Source organism: Paenibacillus algorifonticola, assembly GCF_050481745.1.
Classification (GTDB): Bacteria; Bacillota; Bacilli; order Paenibacillales; family Paenibacillaceae; genus Pristimantibacillus; species Pristimantibacillus algorifonticola_A.
Genome location: NZ_JBCNGR010000024.1, coordinates 152,900 through 173,356 on the forward strand (window position 1 = coordinate 152,900; position 20,457 = coordinate 173,356).

At 49.3% G+C, this 20,457-nt stretch carries 18 protein-coding genes; 4 read left to right on the forward strand and 14 right to left on the reverse strand.

What is annotated here, in order from left to right; all coding sequences use genetic code 11:
- Position 1: 1 nt before the first annotated feature.
- The 5 genes from ABEW34_RS20300 to ABEW34_RS20320 all read right to left on the reverse strand — a co-directional run bounded on the left by ABEW34_RS20300 (position 2) and on the right by ABEW34_RS20320 (position 5,952).
- Entirely contained in the window at positions 2-565 is a 564-nt protein-coding gene (locus tag ABEW34_RS20300) for an outer spore coat protein CotE (protein WP_056028083.1), read from the reverse strand.
- 392 nt (positions 566-957) lie between these two features.
- Positions 958-1,731, reverse strand: coding sequence for an ABC transporter permease (locus ABEW34_RS20305; RefSeq protein ID WP_430161217.1), 774 nt, complete (start codon positions 1,729-1,731; stop codon positions 958-960).
- A 133-nt stretch (positions 1,732-1,864) separates the two neighbouring features.
- The gene (locus tag ABEW34_RS20310; protein ID WP_430161170.1) at positions 1,865-2,677 is read right to left on the reverse strand and encodes an ABC transporter ATP-binding protein; all 813 of its coding nucleotides are present in this window, start codon (positions 2,675-2,677) and stop codon (positions 1,865-1,867) included.
- A gap of 24 nt (positions 2,678-2,701) precedes the next feature.
- Positions 2,702-3,706: an ABC transporter substrate-binding protein gene (locus ABEW34_RS20315; protein WP_430161171.1), complete on the reverse strand. Its 1,005-nt coding sequence runs from the start codon at positions 3,704-3,706 to the stop codon at positions 2,702-2,704.
- Positions 3,707-4,437: 731 nt separating this feature from the next.
- A complete protein-coding gene (locus tag ABEW34_RS20320) occupies positions 4,438-5,952 on the reverse strand; it encodes a carboxypeptidase M32 (protein ID WP_430161172.1) in 1,515 nt (504 codons plus the stop codon).
- A gap of 196 nt (positions 5,953-6,148) precedes the next feature.
- Between ABEW34_RS20320 and ABEW34_RS20325 the strand changes: the two genes are divergently transcribed.
- Together ABEW34_RS20325 and ABEW34_RS20330 are read left to right on the forward strand one after the other, a co-directional pair.
- Positions 6,149-6,469, forward strand: a complete 321-nt coding sequence (locus ABEW34_RS20325; RefSeq protein ID WP_430161173.1) for an iron-sulfur cluster biosynthesis family protein — start codon at positions 6,149-6,151, stop codon at positions 6,467-6,469.
- Positions 6,470-6,547: 78 nt separating this feature from the next.
- Positions 6,548-7,123, forward strand: coding sequence for a beta-class carbonic anhydrase (locus ABEW34_RS20330; RefSeq protein WP_430161174.1), 576 nt, complete (start codon positions 6,548-6,550; stop codon positions 7,121-7,123).
- Positions 7,124-7,183: 60 nt separating this feature from the next.
- Here ABEW34_RS20330 and ABEW34_RS20335 read toward each other — a convergent pair whose 3' ends face one another.
- Positions 7,184-7,741, reverse strand: a complete 558-nt coding sequence (locus tag ABEW34_RS20335; RefSeq protein ID WP_430161175.1) for a DUF309 domain-containing protein — start codon at positions 7,739-7,741, stop codon at positions 7,184-7,186.
- A gap of 191 nt (positions 7,742-7,932) precedes the next feature.
- On the opposite strand from ABEW34_RS20335, the gene ABEW34_RS20340 reads away from it, so the two are divergent.
- Complete coding sequence (locus ABEW34_RS20340) at positions 7,933-8,616, forward strand: hypothetical protein (protein WP_430161176.1); 684 nt, start codon at positions 7,933-7,935, stop codon at positions 8,614-8,616.
- A gap of 400 nt (positions 8,617-9,016) precedes the next feature.
- Here the strand turns inward: ABEW34_RS20340 and ABEW34_RS20345 are convergent, their stop codons facing one another.
- From ABEW34_RS20345 to ABEW34_RS20360, 4 genes are all read right to left on the reverse strand, one after another.
- Complete coding sequence (locus ABEW34_RS20345; protein ID WP_430161177.1) at positions 9,017-9,895, reverse strand: tetratricopeptide repeat protein; 879 nt, start codon at positions 9,893-9,895, stop codon at positions 9,017-9,019.
- 22 nt (positions 9,896-9,917) lie between these two features.
- The gene (locus ABEW34_RS20350; RefSeq protein ID WP_046232510.1) at positions 9,918-10,874 is read right to left on the reverse strand and encodes an ATP-binding protein; all 957 of its coding nucleotides are present in this window, start codon (positions 10,872-10,874) and stop codon (positions 9,918-9,920) included.
- Positions 10,875-10,958: 84 nt separating this feature from the next.
- The gene (locus ABEW34_RS20355) at positions 10,959-11,576 is read right to left on the reverse strand and encodes an immunity protein Imm33 domain-containing protein (RefSeq protein ID WP_430161178.1); all 618 of its coding nucleotides are present in this window, start codon (positions 11,574-11,576) and stop codon (positions 10,959-10,961) included.
- A 248-nt stretch (positions 11,577-11,824) separates the two neighbouring features.
- Positions 11,825-13,297, reverse strand: coding sequence for a protein adenylyltransferase SelO (locus ABEW34_RS20360; RefSeq protein ID WP_430161179.1), 1,473 nt, complete (start codon positions 13,295-13,297; stop codon positions 11,825-11,827).
- Positions 13,298-13,464: 167 nt separating this feature from the next.
- Between ABEW34_RS20360 and ABEW34_RS20365 the strand changes: the two genes are divergently transcribed.
- Positions 13,465-15,228, forward strand: a complete 1,764-nt coding sequence (locus tag ABEW34_RS20365; protein WP_430161180.1) for an Imm51 family immunity protein — start codon at positions 13,465-13,467, stop codon at positions 15,226-15,228.
- A 250-nt stretch (positions 15,229-15,478) separates the two neighbouring features.
- Here ABEW34_RS20365 and nikE read toward each other — a convergent pair whose 3' ends face one another.
- From nikE to nikA, 4 genes are read right to left on the reverse strand one after another with little or no spacing between them, the layout of a single operon-like run.
- Positions 15,479-17,104, reverse strand: coding sequence for a nickel ABC transporter ATP-binding protein NikE (gene nikE, locus ABEW34_RS20370; protein ID WP_430161181.1), 1,626 nt, complete (start codon positions 17,102-17,104; stop codon positions 15,479-15,481).
- A gap of 14 nt (positions 17,105-17,118) precedes the next feature.
- Positions 17,119-17,922 (reverse strand): nickel transporter permease, encoded by an 804-nt coding sequence (nikC, locus tag ABEW34_RS20375; protein WP_430161182.1) that lies wholly within the window; start codon positions 17,920-17,922, stop codon positions 17,119-17,121.
- Positions 17,919-18,857 carry a nickel ABC transporter permease gene (gene nikB / locus ABEW34_RS20380; protein ID WP_430161183.1) on the reverse strand — a complete coding sequence of 313 codons (939 nt, stop codon included), beginning with the start codon at positions 18,855-18,857 and terminating at the stop codon, positions 17,919-17,921. The genes nikC and nikB overlap by 4 nt, the downstream gene beginning before the upstream one ends.
- Complete coding sequence (gene nikA, locus ABEW34_RS20385; RefSeq protein WP_430161218.1) at positions 18,854-20,383, reverse strand: nickel ABC transporter substrate-binding protein; 1,530 nt, start codon at positions 20,381-20,383, stop codon at positions 18,854-18,856. The genes nikB and nikA overlap by 4 nt, the downstream gene beginning before the upstream one ends.
- Between the last annotated feature and the right edge of the window lie 74 nt (positions 20,384-20,457).

Below are 20,457 nucleotides of genomic sequence, written 5' to 3' on the forward strand. Positions count from 1 at the left end.
ATTAAAGCTCGTCGTCGAGCAAATCCGGATCAAGATCTTCGTAGTCGTCATCGCCGAGACCAAACTCGTATTCCTTGGCATCAAGGCCGTCCAAACCTCCAGGGATACAAGCAACCGTCACTTTTGTCTCGGCAACCAGCTCTACCGAAAATTCGCGTTCAACCCGGATGACAACGCCGGAGCCGCTCGATGAAACATTCGCTTCGATGCAATTCGGCTCCTGAAGCGCGTCTGCTGAAACTTCCACCGTTGTGGCACGATGCTTCGGATCGACAAACGAAAGCGGAACATTTTCTACATAATGAACAGATTCCTTCGCAACCTCGGTTTGCGAGTTTTTGCTGTACGAGTACCAGATGTTAATGTCGTAAGTACCGATGACCTCAATCCCATCGCCCGAACGAACCGCTTCATATTGATGGTTGATAATCCATGCGCCCAAAATACTGGTCGGATGTTGGGGCGGCGTAACGGTATGGGTTACAGTGGAAAACTTACGACCTTTGCCGCAGACAGCTTTGGTGATAATTTCTCTGTACTGAAGCTGTTTATCTGCATTAGCCATTGATTTAACCTCCTCCATGCAATCATTCACTTAAAGTGTATGCAGGACGTGGGCGAATGTTGATAAAACGAATGCAGACAAAGAGAGATTGTTTTAAAAAATACCCACAAAACCCGCTGCAAAACGTAAATCCACGTTTCCCCAAGACCTTCGCTCCCCATTTCCCCGCCTTTAGTTGGCCGCTATATACGAGCAGCTTGCGGGAGGCTCGCCGCAAAATCCTTTTTTCACCCTTGCAGCTCCCGCTCCTGTTACGAAAGCGCCAGCTAAAATCGAACTATACTCATAGTTATGAAGCCGCCCCAGCCATTATGCCAAAGCCTGTTTTTGTACCTTTCGGGCAACTCGGAACTAGCTCGATAAAATACATAAAAATCGCTATGCCATTTGTCCTACTGCTCACGCCAACCATCCATTAGCCTGCGCTCCAGCGCAGAAACAGCTTTGTACATAACTGTCGCAACCGCAGCAATGACAAGCAGGCTGGAGAGAACGAGCGTAAAATTGAACACTTGGAAGCCATAAATAATAAGGTAGCCCAGCCCAAGCTTCGCCACGAGAAACTCGCCTACAATCACGCCGATCCATGCCAAGCCCACATTCACTTTCAACGTCGAAATAATAACTGGAAACGAAGCTGGCAAAATCACGCTGCGAAAAAGCTGTGACCGCCCTGCTCCGAACAACCGGACAACTTTAATGTAGCCTGCGTCCACCTCACGAAACTGGTTATAGATGTTCAAGGTTGTAATAATAACTGTTACCGACAAGGTGACCGCTACAATGGAGAGAAAGCCAGGGCCAAGACAAACGATAAAGATTGGCCCTAGCGCCACCTTCGGCATGCTGTTCAGCACGACCAAATAAGGGTCCGCTACCCGCGATACAAAAGGAAACCACCATAGCAGCGCCGCAAGCAGCGTGCCCAGCAGTGTGCCTAGAGCAAAGCCGACAATCGTTTCCGATACGGTCACCCCAATATGCGGCCATATTGACCCGTCCGACATCGTCCCCCACAATTGATGGAACATCTTCGTTGGATAGCTGAACAGCAGCGGATCAACCCACCGATATCGTCCCGCGGCCTCCCATAGCCCAATAAAGAGTACTAAAATAATGAACTGTGTCACGCCGACTAACGCCGTCGTCCTTTTTGCCCGCCGCATATAAGCCTGGTGCAGCCAGTCTAGCCAGACTGCTCTGCCCTCATTCACATCAGTAGACGATTGTTTCTGCTCCATCCCCACCCGCTGCGGCTCTCTATCTGTGTGTTGCTCCCTTTGCTGATTTGAACCCTCGTCATCCTTCATTGCTTTCGCTCCCTTCCCAGAGGGTCTGCTCGGCAGCATCCAGCTCTGACCATAACTGATCGAACAACGGCTGAAATTCCGGCAGCTGCCTGGCTTTCATCGGCGATGCCTGCCGGATTGAATCAGGTACCGTCAGCTCGTAGCGAATTCGCCCTGGATTTGCTGCCAGTACAACGACGCGATCACTCATCGCCACAGCTTCAGCTAGATCATGCGTGACGAGCAGCGCCGTTTTCCCAAGCTTTCGCAGCGTTACCTGCACCAAATCCTCCAATTGAAGCTTAATGTGCAAATCCAGCGCAGAAAAAGGCTCATCCAATAGCAATACTTCCGGCTCAGTTGCCAGCGTCCGCGCCAAGGCGACCCGCTGCCTCATACCGCCCGACAGCTCATGCGGATAACGGGTTCCCGCTCCGGGCAGGCCGAGCTCAGACAGCAATTCAGCTACGGTTTCAAGCGCAGCATGCGTCTTATTTCCCGTCAATTCCAGCCCCAGCGCCGCATTATCCAAAATCGTCCGCCATGGAAACAAATAATCCTGCTGGAGCATATAACCGACAAGCGTTGACGGTTGTTTAACCTGTCGATTGTTCAGGAGCACTTCGCCGCGTGTCGGTAAAAACAAGCCCGCCAGCATGCTGAGCACCGTCGTTTTTCCGCATCCGCTTGGGCCAACCAGACTGACGAACTCGCCGCGCTGAACGGTCAAGTTCAGATTCTCGACAGCAAGCGAGGCGCCCTTGTCATTCACATATACATGAGTCACTTCCCGCAGCGTAAGCGCGGGGTCACTATTCGCCATCTTTTTCCCTCCTCGCAGCCATCCCTACTTCACGGCTTCAATCGCAGCTTCCGCAAAGGCTGTGTTTACGATGGCATCATGCTCGGTTCGCGCTTTCAGTTCGCCGGCTGAGGTCATGACATCCAGCAAATTGTTCCATTCCTCCTGATCAATGATCGGGTCGGTCGCAAAAGAGCCTTGCTGCTTATAACGATCAATCGAGCTAATCAAAATGCCGCGATCTACATTTTCAAAATAAGGCAGGACAACGTCCGCAATGGTTTCGGCACTATTTTCAGCCACCCATAATTGTGCCCGATGAATCGCATTGGTGAAAGATTGCAGCGCCGACTTGTTTTTATTCGTAAAGCTTTGCTTCGCCATATAAACGGTGTACGGCAAATGCCCGCTCTCCGCACCAAAGGAAGCCACAACCTTCCCACGGCCCTCTTTCTCAAAAATAGAAGCCGTCGGCTCAAAAAGCTGCACGAAATCGCCTGTCCCTGAAGCATAAGCTGCCGAAATGTTGGCAAAATCGACATTTTGGATCAGCTCCAAATCCTTTTGCGGGTCAATTCCGAATTTTTTCAGCGTAAATTCTCCAGCCATCTGCGGCATGCCGCCTTTCCGCTGTCCAAGGAAAGTTTTCCCTTTCAACGACTGCCAGTCGAAGGTAGGCTCCGGCTCGCGAGCAACTAGAAACGTCCCATCGGTCTGCGTCAATTGGGCAAAATTGATGACCGGATCCTCCGCTCCCTGCTGGTACACATAAATCGAAGTTTCCGAGCCGACAAGCGCCACATCGATTACGCCCGACAGAAGCGCCGTCATCGTCTTGTCCCCGCCAGCCGTTGTCGTTAGTTCAATGTTCAGCCCTTCCTCTTCAAAAAAGCCCTTCTCCAGCGCTACATATTGTGGCGCATAAAAGAGAGAGCGCGTAACCTCGCCGACTTTCAGCGTTGTTTTCTCGCTTTTGCCGCCGCAGCCTGCCAGCGCGGCCGCCAGCGCCAACGTGACAACTAGCAGCAACGTTGTCCATCTTCTCCTCATCCTTTTTTCTCCTCCCGCTATTTACAGCTTGCGTGTTTACTCCAGCCTATGCGTGCGCACGCACGGCGGTGATTGCCGCTAACGGCTTTTGGGCATGAAAAAGCCGTTATTCCACCTGATGAGGAATAACGGCTCTACGAAAAGACTATAAAACTATTTTACATTTTATATAATTTAATAGACATTTTAATCCTCGCCCCAGCACGAGGAGCGACTGGCGCCAAACACGACACAATTTACACAGTTGAAGTGTTTCAATCCACGCTCCCGCACAGGGAGCCACATATATGCGAGCATACTGTCTCGCCACACTGCGCTTGTTTCAATCCACGCTCCCGCACGGGGAGCGACATCATATTTGACCCTCGTCGATAATGCCAAGCAAGTTTCAATCCACGCTCCCGCACGGGGAGCGACTGTGAATGATCGGTATCGGAGCATAGACCAACAAGTTTCAATCCACGCTCCCGCACGGGGAGCGACAGCATACCCAAAAACTCCTTACCTAGCAAGGAAAAAAAGGCTCATTTTCGCGAACCTCAATCCCCTTTCTCTTATCCGCCCCTTAATTTAATCCGAAATCCTCTTTTACCCTTACGGGACGCAGAGTGCGAACGTCCCGGGGTTTTCATGGGACCTTAGGGTTCGCGTGGGGAGTTGGTGCTTGCCACTATCGCAGCTCCCTTCCCCCACTAACCAAATCCTGCTTACAACTTACAACCATTCCCTTATTACAGCTTATAAATCTCGCTATATTTCTTCTCCAAATATTTGACCAAATATTGCGGGTCCAAAGGCTTGCCGGTTACATTTTGGATCAACTCAGAGGGTGTTCTGAGCTTGCCGTATTTGTAAATGCGTTCGCTGAGCCATTCTTTAATCGGCAGCAGATTCCCTGTGCTTACAAGCTCCCAGAAATTCGGAAGCTCCCGCTCCAACGTATCGGCGAATTGCGCCGCATACATGTTGCCCAGAGAATATGACGGGAAGTAGCCGAATGCGCCACCGGACCAGTGCACATCCTGCAGGACGCCTTCTGCATTCGTTGGCGGCTCAATACCCAGGTATTCCTTATATTTTTCATTCCAGATGGCCGGAAGATCTGCCGCCTTCGCACCTTCATTAAATATCATTTTCTCAATTTCATAGCGGATAATAATATGAAGATTGTAAGTCAGCTCATCGGCTTCAATGCGAATAAGAGAAGGCTGCACAACATTATTGCCCCGATAAAATTGATCCAGCGTCACATCCAACTGACCCGGAAACTGCTGCTGCAAAGCGGCAAAATTATGCTGCCAGAACGGTTTGCTGCGGCCAATGACATTTTCCCAGAAACGCGATTGCGATTCATGAATACCCATTGAAGTGCCCGTGCTCAGCGTCGTTCCATCCAGCTCAGCCATAATATTTTGCTCATAAAGCGCATGTCCGCCCTCATGAATAGTGCCGAACAAGGCGCTCGTCACATCATCTTCCAGATAACGAGTCGTAATTCGCACATCGCCTGTGTTAAGCCCCGTTGCAAACGGATGCGCGCTTTCATCAAGCCTGCCCGCTTCAAAATCATAGCCCATCTGCTTCAAAATCCGCAGGCTGAATGCTTTTTGAGCTTGCTTATCATAGTTTTGGCGCAGGAAGGAAGTATCCGGCTGGTGCTTGGAAGCCGCAATTGCTGCTGCAAGTGGAACCAACTGCTCGCGGAGGCCGCCGAACACTTTGTCCAGCTCCTTCACGGTCATGCCCGGCTCATATTGGTCAAGCAGCGTGTCATAGCGAGTTTCTTTCGGCCCCCATAGGTCGATAAACTGCTGGGTATAGTCGATTACTTTTTCCAAATATGGCTGGAAGCCCTCATAATCGTTCGCCGCCTTCGCTTCTTCCCACTTGGATTCAGCCTGGGAGCAAATAACGACATGCTCTTCATAAAGCTTCGGTGGAATTTTGACGCTGCGATCGTATTCTTCCCTTGTATCGGTTACAAGCTTGCGCTCTATTTCGCTTAGTCCACTGAATGTTTCTGGCTGTTCCAGCTCACTCAGCCATTCACCTAATTCAGGCGATGTGGAGAGCTTGAACATGTCGCCGGACAAAGATCCGATGACCTCCGAACGCATATCCATGCCTTTGCGCGGAGCGCCGGTACGCAAATCCCAATAAAGTACGCCAAGTGCCTCGCCGTAAGCTTTCAATTTTTTCACCGTTTCCAGAAATGGAGCTAGCGCCTTCGAATTATGTACGGTCATTTCTCATCACCCTTTCCAAATAAATAAAAGATCAGCCTATTTCAATTTTGAAATGTGCAATTGCTGCTAGAGAATAACACTATTCCTTCATCTTTCATCTGATCTTAACTTGATCTTAACGATTACTGTACGTATAATCAAATTTATTCTAAACCTCATATAAAGTGCGAATGGAAATGGAAGGGAGGCATCACCTATGTTTATAACTTTTTCGCCATCGGCAGTTAAGCAGCTTTCTCCCTATTTGGAAGACGGCGTTCATCAGCTTAAGCTGCTGCATGATACAGAAGGCTGCGGCTGCGTTGTCAGCGGCGTACCTGCCCTCCAGCTTGTAAAGGAACCTAGTTCAGACGACCGATTAACACAAGGACAGCCCTTCGCCTTTTTGTATGAGCCCCGCCATGAAGTTTTTTTTGAACCTCAACTGCGCATCGGTTACGATACGGATCGTGGAACATTCAGTTTGAAGAGCGACGGACAAATTTATTCCCTTAATTTGCGATTTCTGACGGCCTGACGGCTCCAGCCTAGGTACACTGTATTTTATGAAATTTCAACTAAGATTATCCTGCAACACCAGATATAGGAGGGGCCTATGAACAACGTTGATCAAATCATGAACGACAATAAAGCTTTTGTCGAGCGCAAAGATTATGAGCAGTACATAACGAGCCGTTTTCCCGACCGTAAAATGGTCATCGTCACCTGCATGGATACGCGGCTGACCGAAATGCTGCCGAAAGCGATGAACCTGCGCAATGGAGACGCCAAAATTATCAAAAATGCTGGCGGCATCGTCACCCAGCCGTTCGGCAATATTATGAGGAGTGTTTTAATCGCCATCTATGAGCTGCAAGCCGATGAAGTATTTGTCATCGGGCATCATGGCTGCGGCATGACCGGGCTTAATCCCGAGGTCATCGTTCAGCATATGACGGATCGCGGCGTACCCGAGCAGACGGTTGAAACACTGCGGCATTCTGGGCTTAATTTCATGCGCTGGCTGACGGGCTTCGACAATGTGAAGGAAAGCGTGGAGAAAAGCGTAGGCATTATCCGCAATCACCCTTTGCTTCCACCTAATGTTCCCGTGCATGGCATGACGATTGAGCCGGAAACAGGACAACTCGATCTCATTGTCAACGGCTACGACAAGCTGAAGCAGCAATAAACGAGAAGCCGTTCCCGCACAAAAGGGAAGTTGAACCGATAGCTGCCTACGCGGAATCGTTCAACGATTGTGCGTGGACGGCTTTTTTGCTCTCGCGGCAATCGCTTCTGCTCTTGCGGCAATGACATCGCTGCGATCCCGCAGCGTATGACGATGGATAAGCGCTTCGTCTGTCATAACGCTTGGCAATCCCCACTGCTTCTGGGCTATTCCTCTTTCCGTGCATTCCTGCTCACATAACACTTGCAGTTCAGCATCGACAATCTCGAGATTCATATCTTTATAGGCAGGCGAATTGGCATCTTCCAGCTGTTTGGCTCTCGCGAGCGCAGCTTCCAGTTCCACAACTGCCTTAGCGCCATTTAGTCCGAGACTGTCCAAAGCTACGGAGGTCAGCTTACCGAGCGCTTGCTCGTACATTTTTGCCGCGCCTGCGAGATTGCCACGCCGCTCATGATATTGGCCGACAGCCAGTTGGATCAGCCCTACCCAGATTAATGCCCGCTCATCTTCAGGATGTTCCTTCCAATACTCCTCCAACAGCTCATGGCATTCAAAAAAATCTCGCGTTGAATGAAACTCAACTAAATACGATACATAATCTCCTGGATATTTCATACCAATCTTCCCCTTCTGCCTTTCTTCTCATTGTAGCGCTTTGCATTGCAGATGAGCAACTGACTAACCAGGCCGCAGGGAATGTCATTTCAAACGATTATTTCTATAGTACTCATGCAACAATATTCGCCCAAGCTCCGTCAAATAAAATACGGCTACCAACACTTTAAAATGGAAGGAATTAGAGTAAATTGAAAAAAAGCAAATGGATAACTTTAACAGCTGCATGTGCCGGATTCCTTATTATATCTGGATCTGTCTTTGCCTCATCCTCCGGAGCACGAATTTTTATAAACCATACAGAATTTTCAGCTAGCCAATTTAACCTTCATATGGACAAAGGGACAGCCATGGTATCTTTAAAATCCATCGTGGAACAGTTCCATGGAAAATTAGCTTATAAAAATAACAGTATTTATGTAACGATGCCCGAATCTTCCGATTTATCGATGCAGACGAGCAGCCTGGAAAATGCTCTTATCGCTGAATCGCCAGAGGAAGCGGTTCAAACCTGGATACATGGTGTTCAAAAGAGAAGCGGCGCCATGCAATATGCCGTCTTATCACCTCTACTTCGCCAAAAAACAAAACAGGAATTCAGTGATCATTTTTGGGTAACCGGTGGTTCCAGTCCTCATATGGGAAAAGTAGAAAAGCTGAACTCTAAAGAAGTAACAACTAATAAAGTTCAAATTACGTTTCAATATCCGCTTGTCGTTATGGAAGAAACGATTGGAACGGGAAGTGCTGCCCTCATGGTCGAGAAGATAGAACGGGAATCTTCCGATTACTGGGCCATTTCCAGCATCGTTCTGGGGGATCCAGGTGATACAGGCACGATGATCGGAGCTACTGCTTCAAGTACTTCTAAATAAAACTTTATCAGAGGATGACAATATAAATAATAAGGCCAAGATAACAAGCTGTTTCCGATGCTTTAATGGACACAGCTTGTTTATTTTTTATACTAATTGACTGTTTATCCATGCCGCGGCCTGCTGCTCTCTGCCTAACAGGCCTGCCAGCTGCTCCAGTGTCTGTCCATTCAACCGCTGAAAGATCGTCAACTCCCTCAATCTTCCCCTTCAATGGAAAAATAGGCCGCTCCACCGATCAGCCTTCTCTCGGCTTGCTCAACTGTATACAGGAGAACGGTGGAGTCAGGGTACCCTTCTACCATCATTTCAGGCCTTGAGCAGCATTACCGTTCATTTTCAGTAAGCCCTTGCCAGCAGATACATAGGATGAGTCTCTACCTCAAGTTTGCTAGGTCATTCAAGAGCCACGACGGCGCCAGCCAAAAACGCGTACGTGAACAATGCCCTTCGTCGCCCAATGGGCTAAAATATACAGCACAATAAACAAAATAAGAAATGGTTTGAAAAAGATAATAGCTACTAGCCAGCTGACGAAAATCTGCCAGCCTTTCATGCGCCTTATGACCTTCATCGGTGCTAAAAAAATTCGATACAGCTTATGGCTGTTTTGCAAAGCATTCAGATATTCATCCTGATACTGCTTATCCTCTGGATTGAGCCTGACGGCGCTTTGCATATACTTTTCCTGCAGCGTATAGTCGCCCCGGTGGCCTGCCGCCCAAGCGAGATGCAGCAGTACACCCGGCTCTTCCGCCTCTGCCCGAATAGCCTGCCTGTCCAATCGCTCCGATTCCTCAAAATGACCGAGCAGCGCTTCCGTATAGCTCAGCACAGCCAGATAAAGCGGCGACTCTGCATTCAGTTGGAGCGCTTGCTGCAAATATTCCTTCGCTTGCTCGAATTTCCCCATTTTATTCATCTGACTAGCAAGCAAAAAGTAGTAATGAGCTCTATAAGGTTCAATTCGCAAAGCTTCATGCGCTGCGTCGAAAAAGGCCTTTACAGCATTCGTATCATAATAGGCGACAACCCGAACATACCAAGCATCCGTATGGTCCGGATCGCGCTTCAACACTTCACCAGACCAATATAGGCTTTTCTCATAATCTTCCATTAATAAATAAATCCGTGCTAGAAGCGCCAATGCATCTGGATCCTCCGGTTCATGGTGCAAAATCTGCTCCGCTTGCTTTAGAGCTTCCTTATACCGTTTCCACTCGATCAATTGATATACAGCAGCATACGTATTTTGCTCAAAATCTCTGTCTTCCGCCAAAGCTTTTCCTTGCTCCTTCCTGCTACTTAATGCCGTGCTTCTTCATATAATCCAGCACAACCTGATAGTCACGGTTTACATCACTGAAGGTCGCATAGTTTTTTGCAGTGGAAAACCACTCCAGCGTTGTCGCTTTGCGAGATTTCACTGCAGCTTTCACATCATTTTGAGAAATAGGCTGCACTTCACCCGTCTCCAGCATGCGCTCCATCGCCGATTCCACCGCATCGCTAACGACCTGCTCCAAATCAGCTCCAGAAAAATATTTCGTCTCGGCAGCAATCCGCTCCAAATTCAGTGAATCGACGGGCTTGCCTTTCAGCTTCAGCCCCAAAATCGTTTGGCGCTCCGCTTCCTCTGGCGGCGGTACAAAGACAAGATGGTTAAAGCGTCCAGGACGTCTAAGTGCAGAATCCAAATACCACGGGGTATTGGTTGCGCCAATTACAAAGACGTTCTCGTTCTCCGCTTGCAGACCATCCAGCTCAAGCAGCAGTTGGTTGACCAGCATGCGGTCGTGATGCTGACGCATTTGGTTTCGGCTGCCGCCCATTGCATCTAGCTCATCTATGAAGATGACACAAGGCCTGCACTGGCGCGCTTTTTCAAAAAAGTCATGCAAGTTATGCTCACTCTGGCCCGTATACATCGAAAGAATCGCCTGCAGCTCAATATGGATAAAATTAGCTTCAATTTCGCCCGCCACCGCTCGCGCTAGAAACGTTTTTCCACACCCCGGAGGCCCAAACAGCAGCAGGCTTCCTCCCGCTGATTTGCCATACGCGGCAAACAATTCTGGCTGCTTTAGCGGCAAAATGAAGTTCATGCGAATTTTCTTCTTAACATCCTCTAGTCCGCCTACATCATCGAACGTTTCCGCTGGCTTATCCGACTCGACAAGCGATTGATCCTCTTGATTGAATTGAATAAGCTTTAGATTTTTGCGCCTTTGCGCCGCGAGATCATCAAAATCAGACATTAGGCTCTCTCCTTTACTAAACTAGCATGCTGAAAATACGCTATTTATCCAGAATAATGAAATATATTGTCGTTTGCAACTTTTCTATTCTTCCTCCACTACCTCTTCCCATGCAGCATCCCCGTCCTGCCTTTCAACCGCCGAGCCATGCGCTCCCTTAAAGGGGGCTAATAAACTAGCATCCCGGTCTACCATTTCGTAAACCTGTACCCTGAAAATATTATCGGCATTAATATAGCTGTCTTCCTCATCGCCTGCGAACAACCGCCAGCCGCTGTCCTGCTCATTGTCTCCTGCTTCACGGTACATCCAGCACACGGCATCCCCCTGCTCCAGGCAGCGCCTGGATACGAGCGCCATTTTTTCGCCATCCGCAAGCCATCTCCTATCGCCTTCCTGGAGAATCGTTCTGGCAATATGCTGCGGCTCGAACACTAGGCTGTCTCCTTGCTTCAAGCTTTTCAAATAGACTGGCTGGTTCGTCAGCACTCCGGTATATTGCTCTTCCGCTTGGTTAAAGCCTGTAATCTCCACCCACATCCGTTCGGCTCTCGGCTCATTTTCACCTGGGTTTGCTAGTGTAAAATGCAATCGAACCCGCCTTCCTACTTCTTGCGACCGTCTCTCCTTCGCAGGTGGGATAAAGAAGCTGTCTGGATACAGCTTGCTTGTCTGTTCTACATCTTCAAGCGTCCATTCCATCAATTATTCCTCTCTCTCTTATATTCTTCATATCCCCAGAGGGCTTCCATTCAAGCTTCGCGCTGAAATAGAATTGTATTTATAAAAAAGCCGTCCCCGCACCAATCAGAAAGTTGTGCTGTGAGCTGCAATAGCCCCTCAGTTCCATTCTTGTGCTTGGACAGCTTTATAGTTTACAAGCTAATTTTCAGTTGTCGTTCTTGAGTGTATTATGCAGGATTATGGAAGTAATGTCCATATTCGTGCATTTACGTTCCGCAATAAGTACGATAAGCACAGTCTGACGGCTCAGGCAATGCCGCATAATCAGCCTGCTTTGGTGAATGTGCAAACGGGTTAGCAAGCGCTTCAAGCAGCCGCTCCATTACACCGTAATCTCCTTTTATCGCCGCCTCCAGCGCCTCTTCTACCCGATGATTGCGGGGAATTACGGCGGGATTGCTGCTGCGCATCAGCTGTCCCACTTCTTCACTCGACTGCTCCTGCCTGCTCAGCCTATTCTGCCAGCGCTCATGCCACTCTGTATACTCAGGACTGCTAAACAGAGCTGAGTCATCCGGCTTGTTAAACGTTAACGCCACAAATGTATTCGTATAGTCCGCGCCATGCTTCTCCATCAAAGTGAGCAGGCCTTTCATCAGCTCGTCGTCCTGCTCCTCCTCATTGAAAATGCCCAGCTTTCCACGCATGCCCGTGAGCCAATGACGGTGGTATTGGTCTGTAAAATCCGCTAAAGCTTTTTCCGCAAGCTTCAAAGCCTGCTCCTCATCGTCATGCAGCAGCGACAATAGCGATTCAGCCAATCTTGCCAAATTCCAGACCGCAATGTAAGGCTGATTTCCATAGGCATAACGGCCTTGACTATCGATGGAGCTGAACACTGTCGCCAGGCTAAAAGCATCCATAAAGGCACATGGGCCGTAATCAATCGTTTCGCCACTAAGCGCCATGTTGTCCGTATTCATTACGCCATGAACAAAACCGACAAGCTGCCATTTGGCGATAAGTGATGCCTGCCGTTTAATCACTTCCTGAAGCAAGGAGAGATAGCGATTTGCATCAGCAGCAACAAGCGGAAAATGTCTTGAGATGGTATAGTCCGCCAAGGCTCGCAGCTCCTCTGCCGTTCCCCATTGTGCAGCAAATTGGAACGTTCCGACACGGATATGGCTCGCAGCTATACGGGTCAGAATCGCCCCCTGCTGCGTATCCTCGCGGTAAACAGGCTCGCCCGTTTTTACAACCGCCAAGCTGCGGGTAGTGGGAATGCCCAGCCCCTGCATCGCTTCGCTGATGATGTATTCACGCAGCATGGGCCCAACCCCCGCTCGGCCATCGCCGCCGCGGGAATATGGCGTTCGGCCTGCACCTTTCAACTGAATATCGACCCGCTCGCCTGAAGGTGCTATTTGTTCTCCCAGCAGCAGTGCCCGTCCGTCACCCAAGCGGTTAAAATGACCAAACTGATGCCCCGCATAAGCTTGGGCAAGCGGCAAAGCTCCTTCGGGAATCTGGTTGCCCGCAAGCATGGCGACGCCTTCCTCGCTTTGCAGCGCCTCGGCACCCAGTCCTAACGATGCAGCCAGCTTGTCATTGCAAATAATCAGCTCTGGAGAACGTACCGGAGTTGGGTTTGTTGGTGTGAACAATCCGTCTGGCAACCTTGCATAGCTGTTGTCAAAGTTCCATCCGATATGTATATTGGCTTGCCTCTCGCTCATATTCGATCGCCTACTTTTTCATCAATTTGCACTCTTCTTCATTATACTACATTCTGCGTTCCCGCTTAGCCGCCTTAAGGATTAGCCAGCCGCCTTGATCTCGGGATATAATTAACAATATATCACAAAAGATATGACCATTTCATAATGAGGAGTGAAGCATAATTATGGACCAGCAGCTTTTGACTCAAATCAACCTTTGGCATGACGAAGAAGCGTTCGAGAGCATTGTTGATCGACTGCAGGAAATCCCTGAAGCCGACAGAGATTATGAGGTCATTATCCAGCTTGCCCGAGCCCTTAACAATACAGATTGTTACCATGATGCACTAAAGCAGCTTTCCATAATCAAAGAGCAAGGCAAAAACGATCCTTTATGGCATTTTCGCCAAGGCTATGCCTTTTATTTTCTGGCTCGTTACGTGGATGCTCTGCAGGCTTTTGAGCTGTCCTTCCGCTTGGACTCCAGATCCGAGCCAACCTTGGAGTTTTTGGAGTGGACCAAGCCGCTCGCTGAAAAAATGGTACGCCAGCACAAGCGTTATGTGGAAGAAAGCGCCGCGGCCGGGCAAAATCGAGGCTCCGCGCCAGACACACCATTCTCCTCGCTTGATTTACAAAGCTTTTGGGAGGATAGCGACTATGCCCGCAAGTCTTATGTGCTGCCGCCTCCAACCGCAGAGCTGACTGCATCCATTGAGCAGGAGCTTGGCTACAAGCTGCCGGCCTCCTATATTGCCTTAATGAACAGCCAAAACGGCGGAGTTCCTGTCAATTGCCGCTTTCCAACGGAGGAACCGACTTCGTGGTCAGAGGATCATATCGCGATTACGGGCATTATGGGCATTGGACGAAATAAATCCTACACATTAGGCGGAGATTTGGGCAGCCGGTTTATGATCGAAGAATGGGGCTATCCTGACCTTGGGATCGTGATTTGCGACTGTCCATCCGCCGGCCATGATGTCATCATGCTGGATTACCGCTTCTGCGGACCAGAAGGCGAACCTGCCGTCATTCACGTTGATCAAGAGAACGAATACAACATTACTTATTTGGCATGCAGCTTTGAACAGTTTATTAAAGGACTCGTGCATGATGATGTGTACGATAGATCAGCTGAAGAGAAAGAAGCAGATCTGAAGAAAGTAGCCGAAGGCGCATTTTCCCCTCTGTTGGCTGAGCTTTGTGCCGCTGTGACGGAAACCGATGAGCTGGAAGGAAAAATCCGGTCGATTGGCAGACAGATTACCGAGGAGAAAGGGTATTTCGTCTTTCAAGCCGACGAGCTGTCTACCTTGATGTATGATTTGCAATTTTGGCTTTATACGAAAACCTATCCGAATCCTGCACGAAAAAAATATTTAGACGACTATGATAAGTTGATCGCATTCGGTGAAGGGGAGTTTAGCACAGGCGGCTATGCGCCAGCCTTTATTACGGACTGGCTCGATGATCGCATCAAGCTGGGAAAGATCATCGTAACGGATCGCACTCTCGCCATGACGGATGAAGCTATCGAGCAGGTGATTGAGCATTTAAACGCTTATGCAGCTAACAATAAAGCAGTGCCTCATTCAAAGGCTGACGGGATTGCAGCACAATTGCAGCCTTTTATTTTGATTGACCACGACAATAAATCCTGGTCTGTTATTTTAAATGCCGGAACCTACAAGCAGGAACTGTTTGATACGAGGGCAGAAGAGGGCTTTCAAGGCAGCGGCTATGACTGGGGCTCGCTTGCAGCCGTATTTTTGGAGGAAAAAATGCCGGAGCTCGCCGAGCATATCCGCTTTGATCCGGAGGCAGATATGTTCTGCGTGTACTCCAGCAATCGTGAAGCCATGGTGAATTTTTCCTTGGGCTTCAAAGCAGCCTGCGAGGATCGTGAATTAATCAGTGATCTATTTACTCGCGCCGAGCTGGATTAAATTTATGTAACGACCTGCCTTCATTCATCAAGTGCTGCCAGCTTCATTATTTTTCATAATCTTTAACTAAAAAATGCCCGATAGGCTCCTTTATTGAAGCCTTCGGGCATTTTTTCTAGCTAGTTTAGCTGATTTTGCTAGTTGCATGAGGCTTATGTAGCCCCACTCACCAAATTTCCTTTATACCACACGTAGGGGCTCGGTCTTTATAAAAGCATCATCCAGCAGTTTACTGATCGCGGCTTACAGGCTAATGTAATCCGAGAATGCTCCGATATTTCCCTATTGTTGAAGCAGGAAATCGCGCATCTTCGATTGTGATTTTCCCACGCTCCAGCACCATCATTCGGCTGCACATGAACTGCACGGCTGCCAAATCATGTGAAATAAACAAGCAGGCAAAACCAAGCTGCTGCTGTAATCGCTGCAATAGCTTTAAAATCTGGGCTTGGATGATCATATCCAGGCTAGCTGTGGGCTCATCCAAAATAATAAAGTCAGGCGCAATGCTGATCGCTCTGGCGATGCATACCCGCTGCTTCTGGCCCCCGCTCAGCTCATGGGGATATTGCCGCATGACGCTAGCCGGAAGCCCCACCATATCGAGCAAAAGAGCAGCCGCTTCATCCCGTTTATATCGGCTATCGCCTAAAAAAGCTGGTGTTTTGTCCTTGAATACGTCGAGCGGCTCCATTAACGAATTCACAATAGTCAGCCTCGGGTTCAAACTGGCGGCTGGATTTTGAAATACCGTTTGAATACGTCCGTTTATGAACGACCGTGCAGCAGCTTTCCGTTTATGCAGCGGCATTTGCTGGAACAGGAGCTCTCCTTCGTCAAGCGGCTCCATAAGCATCAAGCATCTAGCCATTGTACTTTTACCACTGCCGCTCTCGCCGACCAGCCCTAAACACTCCCCAGCTTTCAGTGTAAAAGATACTTGATCCAGCGCCTTGATGCCTTGCGGGTACGTTTTGACTAGGTTTTGAGCAGATAGCATAGCATTCCCTCTCGTAGACGCTGGCCCTGTTCCCTGATCCAGCATCGTCTGATCGGCATCTACTAATTGCAGCCTCGCTTCTTGTTCTAGCGTTCTTGTTGGTGACGACAATAGAGCAGACTCAGCCGCAAGCAGCTGCTTCGTATAGAAATGGGCTGGCTGTTCCAGCACGGACCGCACATCACCCGACTCGAGCACACAGCCTCCGCGCATAATCGCCACTTGATCGGCATAACGCCTGACATGCCTTAAATCATGCGTAATAAACAGAATAGCGCAGCCGATTCGCTCCTGCATTTCCTTTAGCAAACCGAGTATTTCCTCTCCCGTTGCCTGATCCAGTGCAGTCGTCGGTTCATCGGCAATAAGCAGCTTCGGCTGAAGCAGCATCGCTGCTGCAATCGTTACCCGTTGCAATTGGCCTCCACTGAGCTCACACGGATAGCTCTTAAATATGCGCTCTGCCGGCAGACGCACCTCCTCTAAGCAAGTCAAAATTTGCTTTTTTCGCTCCTTGCGTCCTAAGCCACGATGTGCCTGCAGCGTTTCATCCAGCTGCTTCCCCAGTCGAATAAAGGGACTAAACATTCCCGCATAATCTTGAAAGACATAAGCAATCTCTTTGCCCCGCAGCCCATTTATTTGTTGGGCCGATAGCTCTGAAAGGGATTGTCCCTTGACCAAAATCTCGCCATTTGTCATACGTACAGCCTGAGGGAGCAAACCCGCTATCGCGAGGCCCGTCAGCGTTTTCCCGCTTCCGCTTTCACCAATTAATGCGAGCCATTGCTGCTTTTCAATAGATAGATGAAGGTCATGAACAAGCTGCTGCTGCCCTGCGTTTAAGCTAAGTCCTGTTATTTTTAATACGCTCATCGCTGTGACCTCCTTTACTCCCTGCAACGCTTCACATCCAGCCGATCGCGAATCCGATCACCCCAAGCGTTGGACAATAGTACGACTAGCATAATCGCAAGTCCCGGCGCAAGCATCAAATATGGAGCCTGATGAAAATAGGCGCGGCCTTCATTCAGCATCGCTCCCCATTCTGGAGACGGCGGCTGAACGCCAAGTCCAATGTAGGATAACGACGCAATCATCAAGATGATTTTGCCCACATCCAGCGAAGCGATGACGATGACGTTGCTGAACGCATGCGGCAGCAAATGCTTGATCACGATATGAAGCGAGCTTACCCCATTCAAGCGGGCAATCGCTATATAATCCTTGTGCTTTTCAGACCTGACACTATTGCGTACAATACGCGAGTAAGCGATCCATTTGACCGCTGCAATGGCAAAAATCAGATTAAATAGGTCCGGTCCTAGAAGGCCGCTAAGCACAATAGCAATAATGAAATCCGGAAAAGCAAGGAAGGAATCTGACACCCGCATAAATAGGCGATCCACGAATCCGCCCGCATACCCCGATAGCAGCCCCACAGGAATACCAATGCTTAACGCTGCCACAAGTACGATCAGACTAGCGCCGATCGTATTCCGCCCTCCAATGAGCAGGCGCGAAAACAAATCTCTGCCGAGTCCATCGGTTCCCAGCCAATATTGTGCGCTCGGCAGCAGCAAGCGGTCGTTAAGATTCACTACATAGGGATCATGAGGAACGAGGAAAACCGAGAAAGAAAGCACGGCGATAAGAAACATGGCTATATATCCGGCAAAACCTATTTTCTTCATCGGTTCTCCCCTTTCAAACGCATTTCCGGGTTCAGAGCATAATTCGCCAAATCCACCAGCAAATGAATAAGCGTGACGACAATTCCCATCACGACCATGTAGCCTTGAATGACCGGATAGTCCCTACTCTGAATGGCATCCACAATAAATTTGCCCATGCCCGGATAAGCAAACAGAACTTCAATGACAACCGTGCCGCTGAGCAAGCTGCCTATGCTGATACCGAACATCGTCACAACGGGCGTAAGCGCATGGCGAAAAGCATGACGCAGCAAAATTACCCCGCTGCCAATGCCGCGCGACCGCGCTCCCCGAATAAAATCCTGTGTTAAGCTGTCCATCAGGCTGGAGCGAATCAAGCGGACATAAACGGCTGACATTGTAAGACCGAGTGTCAGTGAAGGCAGCACGAGATGCAAGGGCGTTCCCATTCCCATTGACGGCAATAAGCCAGCCCTTACAGATAGCCCTTCTATTAAAAGAAGCCCTAGCCAAAAGCTAGGGATAGAAGTTCCCAATACAGCAAGGAGCCTGCTTGCGCGGTCAATGAAGCGATTGGGATAAAGGGCAGACAAAGCGCCAAGCGGCACTGCAACGAGTAATAAAATGAGCAGCGAGCTGCCGGTAAGCAGCAGCGTGGCTGGCATTTTACGAAGCAGCTCCTCGCTTACTGGCCGATTCGTTATATACGAGTTTCCCAAATCGAGCTGCGCCAGCCTGGCAAGCCAGCTGCCATACTGAACCCATACCGGCTCGTTTAGTCCCAGCTCCTCCCTTTGTTGCTTGATTTCTGAGCTTGTGATCGCTACGTCATCTGAACGAAGCATTTGCTTAACGGCATCTCCCGGAGCAAGCTTAACGAAGACGAAGCTGACGAAGGAAAGCAGCAAAATAAACAGAACAAGCTCTACGCCCCTTTTCCAAACGATGCTCATTTCACTTCTACATCCAGCTCGTTCGTCAGCATATAATATTCGCTTTTACTCGTCACCCAGTTTTTCACCTTGCCCTGGTACACAACGAGCGTATTGGGATGAACGAGGTAGGAATAATACATTTCTTCATTAATGCGGGTAAGCGCCTTTTTAATGAAAGCATAACGCTCATTCGTGTCCACCGTCTGATCCAGCTCATCAATCCAAGCGCTCAGCTCTTTATCATCGATTTTTCCGAAATTCAGCGAGCCCTCAGGCTTAAAGGCTACATTTAGAAAATAACTCGCATCCCCGCGCGGTGCAATTAACGGGCTGTAGGTGCCCAAATCCCAATCACCCTTCTCCAGCAAATAATCCTCGTATTTATCGACCTGTGCGATCGTTATGGTAATGCCAAGCTCCTTCGCTTGCGATTGCAGCACTTGTGCCAGCAATGGAAATTCCGCTCGCGAAGCGTACGTGACCAGCTTGAAGGAAAGCGGCTTTCCATTCTTGGTCACCTTGCCCTGCTCGACCTCATAGCCTGCTTGTTGAAACCATTTGCGTGCAGCGTCCAATCCGGTTTCCTTCGATTCATAGTCAGGCACGAACGGAAATTCCGGCAAAAAAGGACCGCTGGCAACCGTCGCTTGGCCGCCCATAATGGCGTCCTTCAGCTCATCGCGATTGACGAGCGCATCGAAAGCTTTACGAACGTTACTATTTTGAAACTCCTCATGCTCCGTATTAAAAATGAGCTCATGCGTCCGCAAGCTGACAACAGAATCCAAATGAAGACTTGCATTACTTTTCATCGTTTCGAGGCTCTCAACTGGCGGACGGTACACAATATCCGCATCCCCCGCCAGAAGCGCTGACAACCGGGCATTGGCATCCTCATTAAAGCTGAAGGTCGCATGGCTGAGCTTTGCTGCACCGTTCCAATATTTGTCGTAGCGATCCAGCTTAAGCGAGCTGCCTGAAGTGAACGAGGCCACTTGAAACGGACCGGTTCCGATTGGTTTTTTATCAGGCTCTGCTGCAGACACGTCAATAATCGCTGTATTGGGGTGAACCAGCTCTGATGGAAACTGTGGAAATGGCTGCTCCGTCGTAATTTGCAGGCTTTGTCCGCTGGCTTCCATTTGCTTGATTTTCAAAACCTGCTTCACGCCCGGATTTTGCTCCATCGCACGCTCAAGCGATTGCTTGACGGCATCCGCATCAAGCTCTTTGCCATTTTGGAACGTCACCTGTTCCCGAATTTTAAACGTCCAATGCTGCCCATCCGGGCTGCTCCACTCCTCCGCAAGCCAAGGCTGGATTTGGAGGTCTTCGCCCAGCTTGACCAGCGTTTCCACGACACCTGCTCGGAGCGGGGTATAATCCAGATGCGGATCTATTGTTTGGCTTGCAAAGTTAAACAGAAAGGACAGCTCCTTCTCAGGCGGTTGTGCTTGTTCTCCGTTCGTGCTCGCCCCTTTGGAGCAGGCCGCCGCGAGCAGCAGCAAGCCTATGAAAAGAATGAATGGGATGATTTTTCGCATATGCAATGTAAGCTTACCTCCATATTTTCAACTGATACAAGATTACCTGCCTCATCGTACCTTAAGAAGCCCTG

Coding starts and splice junctions, on each gene's coding strand:
- ABEW34_RS20300 (WP_056028083.1), bottom strand. CDS start 565: ATGGCTAATGCAGATAAACAGCTTCAGTACAGAGAAATTATCACCAAA.
- ABEW34_RS20305 (WP_430161217.1), bottom strand. CDS start 1,731: ATGCGGCGGGCAAAAAGGACGACGGCGTTAGTCGGCGTGACACAGTTC.
- ABEW34_RS20310 (WP_430161170.1), bottom strand. CDS start 2,677: ATGGCGAATAGTGACCCCGCGCTTACGCTGCGGGAAGTGACTCATGTA.
- ABEW34_RS20315 (WP_430161171.1), bottom strand. CDS start 3,706: ATGAGGAGAAGATGGACAACGTTGCTGCTAGTTGTCACGTTGGCGCTG.
- ABEW34_RS20320 (WP_430161172.1), bottom strand. CDS start 5,952: ATGACCGTACATAATTCGAAGGCGCTAGCTCCATTTCTGGAAACGGTG.
- ABEW34_RS20325 (WP_430161173.1), top strand. CDS start 6,149: ATGTTTATAACTTTTTCGCCATCGGCAGTTAAGCAGCTTTCTCCCTAT.
- ABEW34_RS20330 (WP_430161174.1), top strand. CDS start 6,548: ATGAACAACGTTGATCAAATCATGAACGACAATAAAGCTTTTGTCGAG.
- ABEW34_RS20335 (WP_430161175.1), bottom strand. CDS start 7,741: ATGAAATATCCAGGAGATTATGTATCGTATTTAGTTGAGTTTCATTCA.
- ABEW34_RS20350 (WP_046232510.1), bottom strand. CDS start 10,874: ATGTCTGATTTTGATGATCTCGCGGCGCAAAGGCGCAAAAATCTAAAG.
- ABEW34_RS20355 (WP_430161178.1), bottom strand. CDS start 11,576: ATGGAATGGACGCTTGAAGATGTAGAACAGACAAGCAAGCTGTATCCA.
- ABEW34_RS20360 (WP_430161179.1), bottom strand. CDS start 13,297: ATGAGCGAGAGGCAAGCCAATATACATATCGGATGGAACTTTGACAAC.
- ABEW34_RS20365 (WP_430161180.1), top strand. CDS start 13,465: ATGGACCAGCAGCTTTTGACTCAAATCAACCTTTGGCATGACGAAGAA.
- nikE (WP_430161181.1), bottom strand. CDS start 17,104: ATGAGCGTATTAAAAATAACAGGACTTAGCTTAAACGCAGGGCAGCAG.
- nikC (WP_430161182.1), bottom strand. CDS start 17,922: ATGAAGAAAATAGGTTTTGCCGGATATATAGCCATGTTTCTTATCGCC.
- nikB (WP_430161183.1), bottom strand. CDS start 18,857: ATGAGCATCGTTTGGAAAAGGGGCGTAGAGCTTGTTCTGTTTATTTTG.
- nikA (WP_430161218.1), bottom strand. CDS start 20,383: ATGCGAAAAATCATCCCATTCATTCTTTTCATAGGCTTGCTGCTGCTC.